This window comes from Citrobacter sp. KTE30 (genome assembly GCF_000398825.1).
Taxonomy (GTDB): domain Bacteria; phylum Pseudomonadota; class Gammaproteobacteria; order Enterobacterales; family Enterobacteriaceae; genus Citrobacter; species Citrobacter freundii.
Genome location: NZ_KB976055.1, coordinates 3507442 through 3521937 on the forward strand (window position 1 = coordinate 3507442; position 14496 = coordinate 3521937).

12 protein-coding genes are annotated in these 14496 nt (G+C 50.3%); 7 read left to right on the forward strand and 5 right to left on the reverse strand.

Annotated elements, in window-relative coordinates; all coding sequences use genetic code 11:
• The 3 genes from WC1_RS06540 to WC1_RS06530 are packed head-to-tail and all read right to left on the reverse strand — an operon-like array spanning position 1 to position 3251.
• On the reverse strand, positions 1-558 hold the full coding sequence (locus WC1_RS06540; protein WP_003037180.1) for a polysaccharide biosynthesis/export family protein: 558 nt from the start codon (positions 556-558) through the stop codon (positions 1-3).
• Position 559: 1 nt separating this feature from the next.
• Positions 560-1846: an outer membrane beta-barrel protein gene (locus WC1_RS06535; RefSeq protein WP_016150852.1), complete on the reverse strand. Its 1287-nt coding sequence runs from the start codon at positions 1844-1846 to the stop codon at positions 560-562.
• Positions 1836-3251 (reverse strand): undecaprenyl-phosphate glucose phosphotransferase, encoded by a 1416-nt coding sequence (locus WC1_RS06530; RefSeq protein ID WP_016150853.1) that lies wholly within the window; start codon positions 3249-3251, stop codon positions 1836-1838. The genes WC1_RS06535 and WC1_RS06530 overlap by 11 nt, the downstream gene beginning before the upstream one ends.
• 1041 nt (positions 3252-4292) lie before the next feature.
• Here WC1_RS06530 and WC1_RS06525 point away from each other — a divergent pair.
• Genes WC1_RS06525 through WC1_RS06510 form a run of 4 tightly spaced genes read left to right on the forward strand, consistent with a single transcriptional unit; the run spans position 4293 to position 9253 of the window.
• On the forward strand, positions 4293-4871 hold the full coding sequence (locus WC1_RS06525) for a fimbrial protein (protein WP_003037185.1): 579 nt from the start codon (positions 4293-4295) through the stop codon (positions 4869-4871).
• A gap of 54 nt (positions 4872-4925) precedes the next feature.
• Positions 4926-5597, forward strand: a complete 672-nt coding sequence (locus WC1_RS06520; protein WP_016150855.1) for a fimbrial biogenesis chaperone — start codon at positions 4926-4928, stop codon at positions 5595-5597.
• Positions 5598-5610: 13 nt separating this feature from the next.
• Positions 5611-8169 (forward strand): fimbria/pilus outer membrane usher protein, encoded by a 2559-nt coding sequence (locus WC1_RS06515; protein WP_016150856.1) that lies wholly within the window; start codon positions 5611-5613, stop codon positions 8167-8169.
• Positions 8170-8179: 10 nt separating this feature from the next.
• Entirely contained in the window at positions 8180-9253 is a 1074-nt protein-coding gene (locus tag WC1_RS06510) for a fimbrial protein (protein WP_016150857.1), read from the forward strand.
• On the opposite strand, the gene WC1_RS06505 is transcribed toward WC1_RS06510, so the two are convergent.
• Both WC1_RS06505 and tctD read right to left on the reverse strand, forming a co-directional pair.
• Positions 9246-10697: a sensor histidine kinase gene (locus WC1_RS06505; RefSeq protein WP_016150858.1), complete on the reverse strand. Its 1452-nt coding sequence runs from the start codon at positions 10695-10697 to the stop codon at positions 9246-9248. The genes WC1_RS06510 and WC1_RS06505 overlap by 8 nt on opposite strands.
• On the reverse strand, positions 10684-11358 hold the full coding sequence (tctD, locus tag WC1_RS06500; protein ID WP_016150859.1) for a transcriptional regulator TctD: 675 nt from the start codon (positions 11356-11358) through the stop codon (positions 10684-10686). Before tctD ends, WC1_RS06505 begins: the two co-directional genes overlap by 14 nt.
• A 153-nt stretch (positions 11359-11511) precedes the next feature.
• Here tctD and WC1_RS06495 point away from each other — a divergent pair, with 153 nt between their 5' ends.
• The 3 genes from WC1_RS06495 to WC1_RS06485 are packed head-to-tail and all read left to right on the forward strand — an operon-like array spanning position 11512 to position 14463.
• Positions 11512-12489 (forward strand): Bug family tripartite tricarboxylate transporter substrate binding protein, encoded by a 978-nt coding sequence (locus WC1_RS06495; protein ID WP_016150860.1) that lies wholly within the window; start codon positions 11512-11514, stop codon positions 12487-12489.
• 14 nt (positions 12490-12503) lie between these two features.
• Complete coding sequence (locus WC1_RS06490; RefSeq protein ID WP_008321484.1) at positions 12504-12938, forward strand: tripartite tricarboxylate transporter TctB family protein; 435 nt, start codon at positions 12504-12506, stop codon at positions 12936-12938.
• Between the two features lie 10 nt (positions 12939-12948).
• Positions 12949-14463 (forward strand): tripartite tricarboxylate transporter permease, encoded by a 1515-nt coding sequence (locus WC1_RS06485; RefSeq protein WP_003846009.1) that lies wholly within the window; start codon positions 12949-12951, stop codon positions 14461-14463.
• The last annotated feature ends 33 nt before the right edge of the window (positions 14464-14496 follow it).

A 14496-nucleotide genomic window follows, 5' to 3' on the forward strand; every position in this document is an offset into this window, starting at 1 on the left:
TTAGAAGAACCCCATGCCAATAATCACGACATCCCCTGGATGAACAGAGTGCGTTAAATCGACATTCTCAAGCAGCTGATTGCTACCCGACAGACGAATGTTGATATCTTGACGGTCCGCACGGTCTGTAAACCCACCCGCCTGCGCAATAGACTTCTCGACGGTAAGCCCTGGCTCATAGGCGAAGCCATTTGGACTTTTCACCTCGCCTGAAACATAGTATTTGCGGAACTCGGCAATGCTCACCGTCACCATCGGAGTGGTAAAATAATCTCCGGTCAGGCGTTGAGTTAATTCTTTTGTCACTTGATCAACGGTTTTATCTTGTAATTTAAGAGCACCAACAAACGGGAAATTAATTTCCCCACTCTTATCCAAAATAAACCGCATCGTCATATCGGGTTGGCCATGAACAGCGATATTGACCGTATCCCCCGCCCCAAGTCGGTAATCCTGCTGAACAGTAGCAGGATCGTCCATTAATCGCGGGCTGGACGTTGTGCATCCGACCAACAGGATACTGAAAAGCAAAACCGCGCACAGTTCTATTATTTTCATTTTAGATCTGAACCTTAGCTTTAAGCATAATCATAGAATTATCATAACCCAACGTTCTAATGACTTCCTGATTGTCGTTGGGACCGATATAAAACGAGTCAGTATCCCTATTCGAATTTAATGTATCTATCTGATATTTAATCTCAAAATTAACCGACGGCGTATAGTCATAGCTCATGGTTACGCTAAACACACCATCTTTATCATGTCGATCCTTGTTCTGTTTTTTATAGTCTTCCGAAGTGAATGAGTAGTCCAATAAAGTAGAAAAACGAGTGCCTAACCAGAAATGCTGGTAAGAAAGACCATACTGGGTCACTAAAATATATCCACCAACTTCCGATGGGTCTTTAATGCTTTGCGCAGAGTGAGCCGTGAAAACAGATTGTTGTAATGGCTTCCACTCCGCTTTTATGTCCCAGTTTAGACCATTAAAATCATGCGAGTTTGCGTTGTTTTCAAATGTTTTATACAGCCATGAAATATTCATGTCGACATTGGTTTTCCCCGTCAACTGCGACTTCAGGCCATACAGCAAATAGTACTCATTCGTGTCTTTTTCTGAGTTGTTATCATAGCGACGCTGGTTAGTAATAAAACTATAGCGAAAGCGCGTTCTGGATGAGTATTGGTCAAAAACTTCCGCTATCAGGCTATTTTCATGCCATTCCTGTTCCTGAATATAATTGTAGAAGTCTTCACTGCTGTCCCGAACATCAGAAGTGTTACCGAAAGTCAGTTTTTTGTATAACAACGCCAGTTCCGCTTTGCCGCGACCATCAGGCGCACCGTAGCTGTAGCGCAATTCACTATTGATAAAATTTGTCGTCAGCGGGGATTTAATCCCATATTGCTCAAATTGACTCGGTAGAAAACCCTCGGTGATGTCACGACCACGGGATTCATGCCCAAGCGAATCCTCCAGATTAAGGGTTAAACCATGCTTGAGCCCATAACGCCAGGCACCGTTAAAACGGAAAAAATGATCGTTGTAGTTATCAGCAGAATCGCTTGAGTAGTTACGGTAATCCCCGGAGTACATCAGCAAATACTTATCCTGACCACGCTCTCCACTCATACTCAGCACTGGCGCTGCACTCTGAAATGAGGAACCGATAGCATCGTTGCTATGTGGCTGATAAGAGACGTTATCATTATAACCGTAGTCCACAGCAACCTTGCCCTGGAAGTCTATCCCCGCAAAGCCAATGTGTGATTTCGGTGTTAAATCAGCCCATGCGGACTGCGATATCACGATTCCGGTAATCACTATCAATTTAGTATGCATTCTTACCGACAAATCCTTTGAAAATAGTTTTAATAATAATTTTTAAATCCAGCCATAACGACCAGTTTTGAATGTACTCAATATCGTACTGAACCCGTTTTTCCATCTTATAAAGCGCATCAATTTCCCCACGGAACCCGTTGATCTGCGCAAGCCCAGTGATCCCTGGCTTAACTTTATGGCGGATCATGTAATTTTCAACCTGTTTGCGGTACTGCTCATTATGCGTAACCGCATGAGGTCTGGGACCGACAATCGACATACTTCCCTGCAAAACGTTAATAAATTGCGGAAGTTCATCCAGCGAAGTGCGGCGTAAAAAGCTCCCGAATTTGGTTACCCGCGGATCGTTTTTCGTGGCCTGAATAACCGTATCGGAATTCTCCATGACGCGCATAGAACGAAACTTCCAGACCTTAATTTTTTGCCCGCTAAGACCATAGCGGTCCTGTTTGAAAAACACCGGCCCGCGGGACGTGAGTTTGATACCAATGGCAATAGCCAGCATCAGGGAGGAAATCATCACCATAATGATGCTGCCAAGAACCAGATCTTCCGCCCGCTTAATAAACGACCCCGCCCCTTCAAACGGTGAACTGAAGATACCGATAGTTTGCAGGTTGTGGATGGAGCGTAACTTGGACATGTTGTTACTATAGGTATAAAAGTCAGGGACAATATAGGTATCTACGGTGGTGTCAGACATCATCGCTAAAAAATGACGAATTCGGTGTAAAGCAACCATCGGTAAAGCGATGTAGATTTCGTCTATATTTCCCTGCCGGGCTTCCTCAACTAAATTGCTCACCGAGCCGCGAAAGGGACTTTTTATTTTCTCCACCACATCGCCGCAACGGGATGGACTGCGCTCATCATAAAATGCCAGGTCTAATTTGATATTGGCATATTCAGTGGTCAATGCGTTTTCCGCCGCCAGACCGTTCTCAGTAAGCCCAATCACAGCAACGCGAATATTCTTCCTGGCGGTGTATTTGAAAAGAAAAAAGCGGATATAGTATAGAAAAGGTAATGGAATGAAGTACCAGTAAATAATGGCTGAATAAAACGGTGAAGGCAGTCTGTCTAAGTAGCCGAGTGATTCAGGCTCAGCCACCGTCATACTGACCAGTTCGTTAAAAAAAATCGCCAGCAGCGTACAAAAAACCAAGCGTTTTTGATTACGCAAACCGATCGTCTTAATCTTTTGCTGGTACATTTTAATGTATTCAGCAAACAGTAAGAAAAAGATCGAGAAGAGAAGACTCAAAATCGCAATGGTGTTAAAGGGCACCAAACCCAGCAGATGGGCGCTAAAAATTAACACCACATTGATAACAATGAAATCGACCAGTTTTAAAAAGACTGGATATCCTTGACTGCTAATCTTTAGCGAATTTTTAAGCATATCTCAACCTATTATCGATTGATCTTTAATTGTTTTTTTCTTATTTCATGATGTTAATTATATCACAAGCTTAAAAAACACAAGGGTAGATTGTCAGCAAATGTAAAAAGAAAGATGGTAAGTTGTGACAAGCACCTCACAAGATATCAGCATCAATATGATTTTATTGACTATTAAAATCAAGCTCGATTTATTTTCCACATTAGAAAATATAATTACCTGCAACAAAAATCGCATTGACAGATAACAATTCATGAACTAATAGCAAGTTCAATTGTATGATGAATACCCGGGTCACTTACTGGGGTAGGCTCATCGGGAGCCTCTCACTTGCCGCCTTCCCACAACGAGAAATCCGTAGCATATATAAGCGTATATAATATCCTTTAGAAAAATAACACGGGAATATATTAACAAGAAAATGATTAGCAAGCTTATTGTGAGCATAATGCTTACTGATTGGATCTTAGAATTATCGTCATTCTGATGTAAAAAAAATGAAGAACAATCAAATTCAGCACAAAAAATTTAGTTTAAATAATTGTAGCAACTCCGATGACTGAAGATGACCAACATGACTTTACAGGTATAAAAAACACACTGTAACTGTTCAACCCCAAAATGAATATCACATCTCGCCAATATCAACATTCTGCGAACTTATACATCTAACAACAGTAATTTCAACACAGATCAACCCGCTCATTCAAAACACCCAAAAAGAATAAATGACAACATTGATATTTTGTTAAATGTACCACAACGATAATTCCATACGTTATTTATAATCATGTATATACCGTGTTAAAAAACCTGAAAAGATTACTGAAACACCCTTTCACCACACATAAAAAATTATGTTTACTTATTTTTCGCAAATAAATAATATCCGCAACGGATGACTTGTTGAGCAATTTACAAACGTTAATCGTTTCTTTCAAATGAAGTCCTGCATCATTTTTTGACATTGATGTACTCCGGCTGAATCTGCGCCTCTGACAAGTACTCTTCTGGGTAAATAATAAATTTAACGGAGTTATGATGAAGAAAATTACACTCACCTGCACCGCGCTGGTTGCTTTGTTTGCGGCTAATGTTGGCGCGGCAGGAAGTACTAATTACGCCACCACCGCGGGAGCAGGTTCTAAAGCCACCGCGACGGTCCATTTTACCGGTGAAATTGTTGCCAGCACCTGCGTAGTGAACACCGCCAATCCAACAAATACAAACGTCGTATTACCGCAAGTCACCAACCAGTTATTTGGCGGCGCAGGCTCTACCACCGGCGATACTCAGTTTACGTTGCAATTCACCAACTGCAGTGGGGCTACAGGAGGAAGCGGCTATGTGGTGGTATTTACTGATAAAACCCCTGGCAGTAACACAAAACTTCTGGAAGCGTTTCGTACAACAGTTGCTGCCACCGATGTCGGCATCGAAGTGGATCATGCCGGTAGCGCCCTCGATTTCTCCGCGGGTCAGAATGAAGTGTCATTGACACCGGACCAAAACGGCGATGCACATATTGATTTGGTCGCCAAATATCAGCAAATAGGCGCAACGCTGCCTGCGGCAGGCACAATTACTGCGGATATGAATTACACCGTCATTTATAAATAACGGACGTTGATTGCTATGGATGGCACTGTTCCCTGAATCTGGAAAGTGCACCTGATGAATAAAGTCTTCTTTTATCTGTTGCTATGCGTGGTTAGCACCGCACACAGCGCGATTAATTTGGGTCAAACACGCGTTATTTATAATGAGAACGATAAAGCAGCGATGTTTGACGTCAACAATAATACAGACAAGCCATATATGGTACAGACATGGCTGGATAAGGGTAATCCAGATGAGACGCCGGCCAATCTGCCAATGATAATTACCCCGCCGATCCTGAAACTCGACGGCCATAAATCCGCCGTGCTACGGGCTATTTACCAGGGCAACGGGCTTCCCCATGATGTTGAATCGGTATTGTGGATTAACGTGCAGGAAATCCCCACCATTGAAAACGAGGGAAATACCTTACAACTGGCGCAACGAATTCGCATCAAACTCTTTTATCGCCCTACGGGGTTGAATATGACGCTACCTGAAGCGGTCGAGAAATTACAGTGGCAATGTCACGGAAATACTCTGCGTGCCGTTAATCCGACACCGTTACATATTTCTCTGACGCAATTGCATATTAACGGCCAAAACGTTGATGCCGATATGGTGAATCCTCATGGCGAACGCACGTTTACGCTGTCGCAGCAAAAAGTTAGCCACATCGATTTTAACTGGGTAGATGATTACGGCGGCACTAACGCGGTCAATAACGTCCCGATATCGTGTTATTAAGTCAGGGGTTGCAATGATGATAAAAAATAAGCAACCGCAACGGTTTAAGGAAAAGGTCTTTACGCTGTCAACGTTGGTCCTGTGTATGCCTGCTTACGCCAACAGTGCGCCACAATTTAATACCCGTTTTGTGCACGGTGCGCAAAATATTACCTCCGTGGTGCAAATCGCCCGTAATGATGGGCTTAGCGAAGGGACGTTTGAATACGATATTTATATTGATCATAGCTTCGTTGAGACGCGCAATGTTGCCTTCAAAAGACGTCAGCCAGAAGGCAAGCCACAACCCTGCCTAAGCGCTGACGATCTGCGCAGATACGGGATTAAAATCCCGGATGACCGCAGCGATACCTGCGTTGAGCTCACAGCGCTGATAGCAAACAGCCGCCTGACGGCAGATGCAAACTACCAGCGTATTGATATTTCAGTGCCGGAAGCTTTTCTGCTCTCGACCGCACACGATGCAGTCCCGGAGTCTGCCTATGACGATGGGGTTAATGCCGCTTTTGTCGGCTACAACGTCAATACCACCCGCCTGGCCGAACAGGGTCAGGATCATGACTCCGTTTTTGCCAGTTTTGCCAACGGCATCAACCTGGCGGGATGGCATTTCCGTAACCAGTCCACGTTCAGCTACGCCAGCGGTTCAGGCCGCCAGTGGCAGGCGGTTTCTACGTGGGTGGAGCGCAATATTGTTGCGCTACGTAGCCGCTTGCGCATCGGGCAAACCTACACGGATGACAATGTGTTCGACAGCATCCAGTTTACCGGGGCGCAGCTCACCAGCGATGAAAATATGTTGCCTGATAGCCAACGCGATTTTGCCCCGGTCGTTCGCGGCGTCGCCAACAGCAATGCCACAATCGAAATCCGGCAAAATGGCTACTTGATCTACAGTAAAAACGTCGCGCCGGGCGCGTTTGACATCGACGATATTAACCCCAGCAACCAGAGTGGCGATCTGGATGTTAGCGTTATTGAAGCCGATGGCAGCCGTCGCAATTTCAGCGTGCCTTATTCGGCGGTACCGAACATGCTGCGCGCAGGTAACAGCCGTTTTCAGTTTACGGCCGGGGAATACCGTGACGGTTACAGTGGCGGCTGGCGGCCCCGTTTTGTCCAGGGAACGTTGAGCTATGGCCTCAGCTCTGGAACCACGCTGTACGGCGGTTTACTGACGGCGGAAAGTTACAACGCGATTGCCACTGGGGTCGCTCAGGATCTGCATCAGTTCGGCGCGATCTCCTTTGATATCACCACCGCCCGAGCACAGCTTGCCAGCGGAGAAGCGTCCACGGGGCAAAGTTACCGTTTCCTGTATTCTAAATCGCTGAACCAGTACGGCACGGATTTTCGTCTGGTTGGCTACCGCTACAATACATCCGGCTATTACAGCTTTAGCGACACCATTAACGAGCATAACAGCTGGTCCTCGGGTTATTACGACATCGCCTATGACGACCCCAATCAGCAGCTGCGTTACCCTGGCGAGCAGCACAACAAAAAGCATTACTACACCAGTAACTACAATAATCGCCGCCAACGTTTTGAGGTTTCTGTTAATCAGCGTTTGTGGGATAACGCCTCGCTTTACGTCAGCGCCAGCCAGCAAAACTACTGGCACAACGGGAGTCACGACCGCACGATACAGCTGGGTTACAACGATACGCTGGGGAAAATCAACTGGAGCGTATACGTGCAGGACACCCGCAACCAGTACGACTACCAGGACCGCAGTATCAACCTGACGTTATCCATCCCATTTGATTTCATGGACAGCCACGGCTTTGTCTCTGCCAACGTGATGCATAGCCAGCAGAATGGCGACAGCTACTCCACCAGCTACAGCAACACCGCATTTGACGATCGTCTGAGCTGGGGCGTTCAAGGCAGTACCACCGATCGACAGGATTCCGCTGCCGGCGTTAACGCCGCCTGGCAAGGCGACAAGATGAACGTTCAGGGAGGCTATAGCGCCGGGCGCAACTACCAGAATATGAATATGGGCATCAGAGGCGGGGCGATGCTGCACGCAGGCGGCGTTACGCTTATGCACTCTCCGGGTGACACCATGGTGTTGGTCGAGGCTCAAAATGCCGACGGCGTCCATATCCAGCAACAAAACGGCGTGGCGATAGACGGTAACGGCTATGCGGTCCTGACTGCGGCAGATGCCTGGCATTACAACGTGGTGAGTCTGAATACCGCCGATATTGGCGCCGGTCTGGATATTCCCCAGGCACAGAAAAAAATTGTCCCGACAGAGAAAGCCATCGGCAAAGTCGTGTTTGAAACCTTCAGCGGGCGCAACTATCTGGTGAATGCAGTCATACCCGGCAACATAGCCCCACCGGTTGGTGCGATCGTTCGGGATGCCAAAGGCCGCAATCACGGCCTGGTCGGTTTGCATGGCGCTCTGTATGCCAGCGGCGTGGAAGATAATTCGCGCCTGGAAGTGCGCTGGGGCTCACATACCAATGAACACTGCTTTATTCAAATGCCGGATAACCATCACCAGCCGGTGAAGAAAATCGGATATACACAAATTACTGCCCAGTGCGTCGGTTCGTAAGGTGCAATCAATGAATCCGTTAAAAATAGTTAAACTCGTGGTGCTGTTTTGTTTGCCGATCTTCAGTAGTACAAGCTATGCGGTTACCTGTACAGCAAACAGCGTCTCTGTACACGTTGATCCGATTAAAATTAGCCACAGCACCGCCGCCGGAGACACCGTCTGGGTGTCCAATTCACAGACCGTTAGCGTCACCTGCAGCGATACGGACCATATGCCCCAGGGCGAAGCGGCCAGAATCTACATCGATCCCGACCATGAGTTTGCGCATTTTTTGCAGGGAACCAATATGAAACTGGTGGTGAGCATCGATGGTCGTTCTTACGATCAGAGCGCGCAGGCCGTCACCACGCAATATCAGGCAACGCTGCCCCGCACAGGTTCAAATAACCACTGTAACAACGGAAATACCCGTTCCTGCCCGGCACTTTCGCAAACTTTCTCTTTTACCTTTAATCTCAGTCTGGTTGCTACCGGAAAACTACCTGATCCTTTACCCGCGCTGGCCGGTCGTACCATCAACAAAGTTTTCGTCGTCGATGGTATCGGCGGAATTAACGCTTGCGGTACAAACTGTTCCACCAGTCGACCGGCAAAAAATTTTGGTCCCGCGTTGACTGGCCTGAATAACATCAGTTATATCAACTGCGAACCGATCGTCTCTATTGCCTCAGACAAAGGAACGGATACCGTCGAGTTTGGCAGGATCAGCATTACCGAAGCCAAAGCTGGCAAGGATAACAGCCACAGCAAACAGTTTGCCGTTATCGCTGCAGAAGCTGCCGGGAAGCATGAATGTCGCGGCATCAATTACGCGATAACCTTTACCGGCACCACGCACAACAGCGGCACGGTTTTTACCGGTCAGGGTACGCCGGATATCGGCGTTACGCTTCAGGATGCTGCACGGCCCGGCGCCGGGGATATTATCAGCGGCAACCGCATCGATTTTACCAGCGGCGCGTTTAACAACCAGAGCGACAGTCGGCGCAAAGAGTTCATGGCGACCCTGTTCTGGCTGAAGAACCCTCCTCAACCAGGCGCATTTAGTATCCCGGTCAATGCGACAGTGACCTTTAAATAACGGGCGCAGGACGACACCGAACGTCCTGCCCTTCTCGCTCCAGACATAAAAACCGCATCCGTACGCTTAACCCGCCTAATGCTTCACTCCGGGATAGCTGTGGGTGCGTACGATGCAGGCGAGCAATTTCGTTGACCAGCGCCAGACCGATCCCGGCGCCTGGGATATTGCCTACGTTATCAAGACGATGAAACGGGAGCAGCGCCTGATGCACCATTTGTTCATCAATGCCAGGCCCGCTATCTTCGACTACCAGCACCACGGCCTCTCCTTCTCTTTGCAGCCGGGCGGTCACCATCCCCTGCGTCGGCGTGTATTTCAGTGCGTTATCCAGCAGATTCCCACACAGTTCGCCGAGCAGCACTTCATCTCCCTCAACCCATACCGCGTCCTGATCCCCTTCATAGCCCAGATCGATCCCTTTACTACGCGCTTGCGCCAGTCGGGTAAAACAGCTGGTTTGCACCACCTCATACAGATTAACCGGCGAGAAATGCCTTTCCCCTTGCTCTTTGCGCTTCACCGCAGACAACTGCAACAGCCTCTCTGTCAGTTGAATGGTGTTATCCAGCGTGGTACTCATGGCTTGCAGACTCTCGTACCACTGCTGCGGCTGCTGACTGGCGAGAGCCACCGCCACCTGAGTTTTCAGCACTGCCAACGGCGTTTTAAGCTGATGGGAAGCATCCGCGCTGAAGCGCTCCTGGCGAGAAATCAGGCCGCGAAGTCGGTCCAGATAGCGGTTAAACGCCACAATCAGTAGACGGGTTTCCGACCACGGCAGCAGCTCCGGCAGCGGCGTCAGTAGCCCCGGCTCACGACGCACCATCAGCGATGACAGCTGGCGCATCGGGCGTAGCACCCGGCGCAGCAGCCAGCCAACCAGCACCAGAGTCAGTAGTACCAGCAGCCCTTGCGAGACCCACGAGGAAAACAACAGCTGTCGCGCCAGATAACGCCGCGATTGCAGCGTTTCGGCAACATAAATCTCCGCCATGCCAACAATGCCACCTTCGTTGACAGGCTGCAGCAGACGCGCCACACGGATTGCCTCACCGCGATATTCAGTGTGATAAAACCATGCCAGCGCCGGATAAAGCCGCGTGCGCGAGGTAGCAGGCGGCATCGCCGGTAAATCGTCATAACCAGAGATAACCTTCCCCGCCGGATCAACCACTTTGTAATACAGTCGGTCGTTCATATTCAATTCAAAGCTGTCCAGCACCACCCATGGCACATTCACTTCTAACTGTTTATTGCGCACCACCAGCCGCTCGGAGACGGTCCTGGCGGATGAAAGCAGCGTGCGGTCATACGCCTGGGTCGCCGCCTGTAGCGCACTGACATAGCTGTTAAATGCTGACAGGCCCCACAGCAACATTAGCGGCAGGCCCAAAAACATCAGCAGTTGCAGGTATAACGATTGGGGTTTAACCCACTTCATCGCTACGCTCCAGCACATAGCCCAGACCACGCAACGTGGCGATGCGCACATCACTTCCCTGTAGCTTTTTGCGCAAACGATGGATATACAGCTCAATGCTTTCAGGACTGACCTCATCACTCAGGCTGAAGACCTGCTCAAACAACTGCTGGCGTGAAACCGGTCGCAACCGACGGTACATCAGCACCGTCAACAGCGCCTGTTCGCGCGGCGTGAGTGCCAACGGCTGCCCCTGCAACAGAAAATAGCCTTCATCGTGAAACGCCAGCTCCCCCAGTTGCTGTATGCCTTGCACCTGTCCCGCACTGCGACGCAGCAAGGCTCGCAACCGAGCATCCAACTCCTCGATCTCAAACGGTTTTGCCAGATAATCATCGGCCCCGACGTTCAACCCTTTCACCCTATCGGCCACCGCGCTACGCGCCGTCAGCAGCAGGACAGGAAGCGTCTGCCCGCGTTTGCGCAGCCGCTTAACGACTTCCAGACCATCCAGCCCCGGCATATTGATATCCAGCACCGCCAACGCGTATGTTTCGCCATGTAAAAGATGGTCGGCCGCCAGGCCATCAAAAACGCAGTCAACGGCAAAACCGTTTTGCACCAGCGCTTTCTCCAGCCAGTGAGCTAACTCACGGTTATCTTCCGCTAATAAGAGACGCATATCACATCCTGTAAAGTTTCTGCCGCATTGAAAGGGAATTGAAAGGTTAATGTTTTAACAATCACGCAACCGAACTGCTACACATCGGCTCACATAATCACAAAAATCTTCTTCCGTACCCGAAAATCCGGTTTTCCGGCGTGAGGATAAACAATGAAAAAACAGTTACTTCGTACCCTTACTGCAAGCATTTTACTGATGAGTACCTCTGTACTGGCCGAACAAGCGCCATCGCGCACTGAATGTATCGCCCCTGCTAAACCCGGCGGTGGTTTCGATCTCACCTGTAAGTTGATTCAGGTGAGCATGATGGAAACCGGTGCTATCGAAAAACCGATGCGCGTGACCTATATGCCGGGCGGCGTTGGTGCCGTGGCCTATAACGCGATCGTCGCTCAACGCCCGGCTGAAGCGGGAACCGTGGTGGCCTTCTCCGGCGGCTCCCTGCTGAACCTGTCACAGGGCAAGTTTGGTCGCTACGGTGTGGATGATGTCCGCTGGCTGGCAAGTGTCGGCACCGACTACGGCATGATTGCCATACGTCAGGATGCGCCATGGAAGACGCTGAAAGATCTGCTTACGGCAATGGAGAAAGACCCTAACAGCGTGGTCATTGGCGCAGGTGCTTCTATCGGTAGCCAGGACTGGATGAAGTCGGCGCTGCTGGCGCAAAAAGCCAATGTCGATCCGCACAAGATGCGTTATGTGGCTTTTGAAGGCGGTGGCGAACCGGTTACCGCATTGATGGGAAATCACGTGCAGGTAGTTTCCGGCGATCTTAGTGAAATGGTGCCCTACCTCAGCGGCGACAAAATCCGCGTGCTCGCGGTGTTCTCCGATCAACGCCTACCGGGCCAGTTAGCCAACGTGCCAACCGCCAAAGAGCAGGGTTATGACCTCGTGTGGCCTATCATTCGTGGCTTCTACGTTGGGCCAAAAGTCAGCGACGCCGAGTATCAGTGGTGGGTTGATGCCTTTAACAAACTCCAGCAGACCGATGAGTTTAAAAAACAACGCGATCTGCGCGGTCTGTTTGAGTTCAACATGAGCGGCAAACAGCTCGACGACTACGTGAAAAAACAGGTTACGGATTATCGTGAGCAGGCGAAAGCCTTCGGTCTGGCGAAGTAAACGCAGAGGCAAAGATGATGAGCGATCGTATTTTTGCAGGTATCTGGCTGTTGCTCTGCATAGCCGGGCTGTTCGTGGCCTGGCAAATCAGCAGCGAATACAGCTATGAACCCGTAGGGCCGCGTCCCTTCCCGCTGGGCATTATCAGTCTGATGTTGGTATGCGCCGTGGCGCTGCTGTTGCGCCATCCGGATACCATCAGTTGGCCCCGTCGCCACGTGCTGCAAAAGCTGCTGACGATGGTAATTGTTCTGTTGATGTACGCCTGGGGTTTTGAGTGGCTCGGTTTTCCCATCGCCACCGCCATTCTCACCGTGGTGATTGGCATGCTGTTCGGCGCAACCATCCCGGCTGCGGGTATTTCCGGCGCGGTGCTCGGCATTCTGCTGTGGTATGCCTTTGACCGACTGCTTGACGTCACCTTACCACTCGGCGCCTGGCTGGGTTAACGGAGAAACGATGGATACCTGGATTTATCTTTCTCAGGGTTTCGCGGTGGCAATGACGCCGGAAAACCTGGTCATCGCCTTGATAGGCTGTTTTGTAGGCACCATTGTGGGTTTGCTGCCTGGCCTTGGGCCAATCAACGGCGTGGCGATCCTGCTGCCGCTGGCCTTTGCTTTGCATCTGCCCGCAGAATCCGCGCTGATCCTGCTGGCTACGGTCTACATTGGCTGTGAATATGGCGGGCGCATCTCCTCCATCCTGCTGAATGTTCCCGGCGATGCGGCGGCGATTATGACCGCGCTGGATGGTTACCCGATGGCGCAGCAAGGACGCGGCGGCGTGGCGCTCTCTATCTCGGCGGTCAGCTCTTTCTTTGGTTCACTTATCGCCATCGGCGGCATCATTCTGTTTGCCCCGGCGTTAGCCCAATGGTCGCTGGCCTTCGGTCCGGCAGAATACTTTGCCTTAATGGTTTTCGCCATTGCCTGTCTCGGCAGCATGATGGCGCAAAATCCGCTGAAATCATTTCTGGCAGCGCTTATCGGTCTCGGACTTGCGACCGTCGGCGTAGACGCCAACACCGGGGTTTATCGCTTTACTTTTGACAGTGTCCATCTCTCCGACGGTGTGCAGTTTATCGTAGTGGTGATTGGGCTGTTCTCTGTCTCTGAAATACTGTTAATGCTGGAACATACCAGCAGTGGCCAGACGCTGGTGCGTAAAACGGGCCGCATGTTGTTCAACGCCAAAGAAGGCGCACAGTGCGTAGGAGCCACCCTGCGTTCATCAGTGATTGGCTTTTTCGTCGGCGTTCTGCCTGGCGCTGGCGCCACCATTGCCAGTGCCATCACCTACATGACCGAGAAAAAGCTCAGCGGCAACAGCGACAGCTTTGGCAAGGGGGATATTCGTGGCGTAGCAGCACCAGAAGCCGCCAACAACGCCTCGGCCTGCGGCTCTTTCATCCCAATGCTGACGCTCGGCGTGCCGGGCTCCGGTACCACGGCGGTGATGATGGGCGCGCTGACGCTGTACAACATCACCCCGGGGCCGGCGATGTTCACTGAACAGCCGGATATCGTCTGGGGGCTGATTGCAGCGCTGCTGATCGCTAACGTAATGCTGCTGGTGATGAACATTCCACTGATCGGTCTGTTTACCCGCATGCTGACCATTCCGCTGTGGTTTTTGGTACCCGCTATTGCGGCAGTCTCCGCGGTAGGTGTGTACGCTGTCCACAGCACTACCTTCGATTTGGTGTTGATGGTCGCCCTCGGCGTGCTGGGCTACATTTTGCGTAAAATGCACTTCCCAATGTCGCCATTGATTCTGGGCTTCGTTCTCGGGGAAATGCTGGAGCAGAACCTGCGCCGGGCGTTGTCTATCAGTAACGGGAGTATGGATATTCTGTGGGCCAGCGGCGTGGCGAAAGTGCTGCTGGTGATGGCGGTACTGGTTATCGTGGTCCCGCCAGTGCTGCGCATGATCCGTAAACGCAACAGCAAACCGCAGGTGGATATCAGTTAATAACGCGCCTTGTCCGGCCTACGATTAATCGCC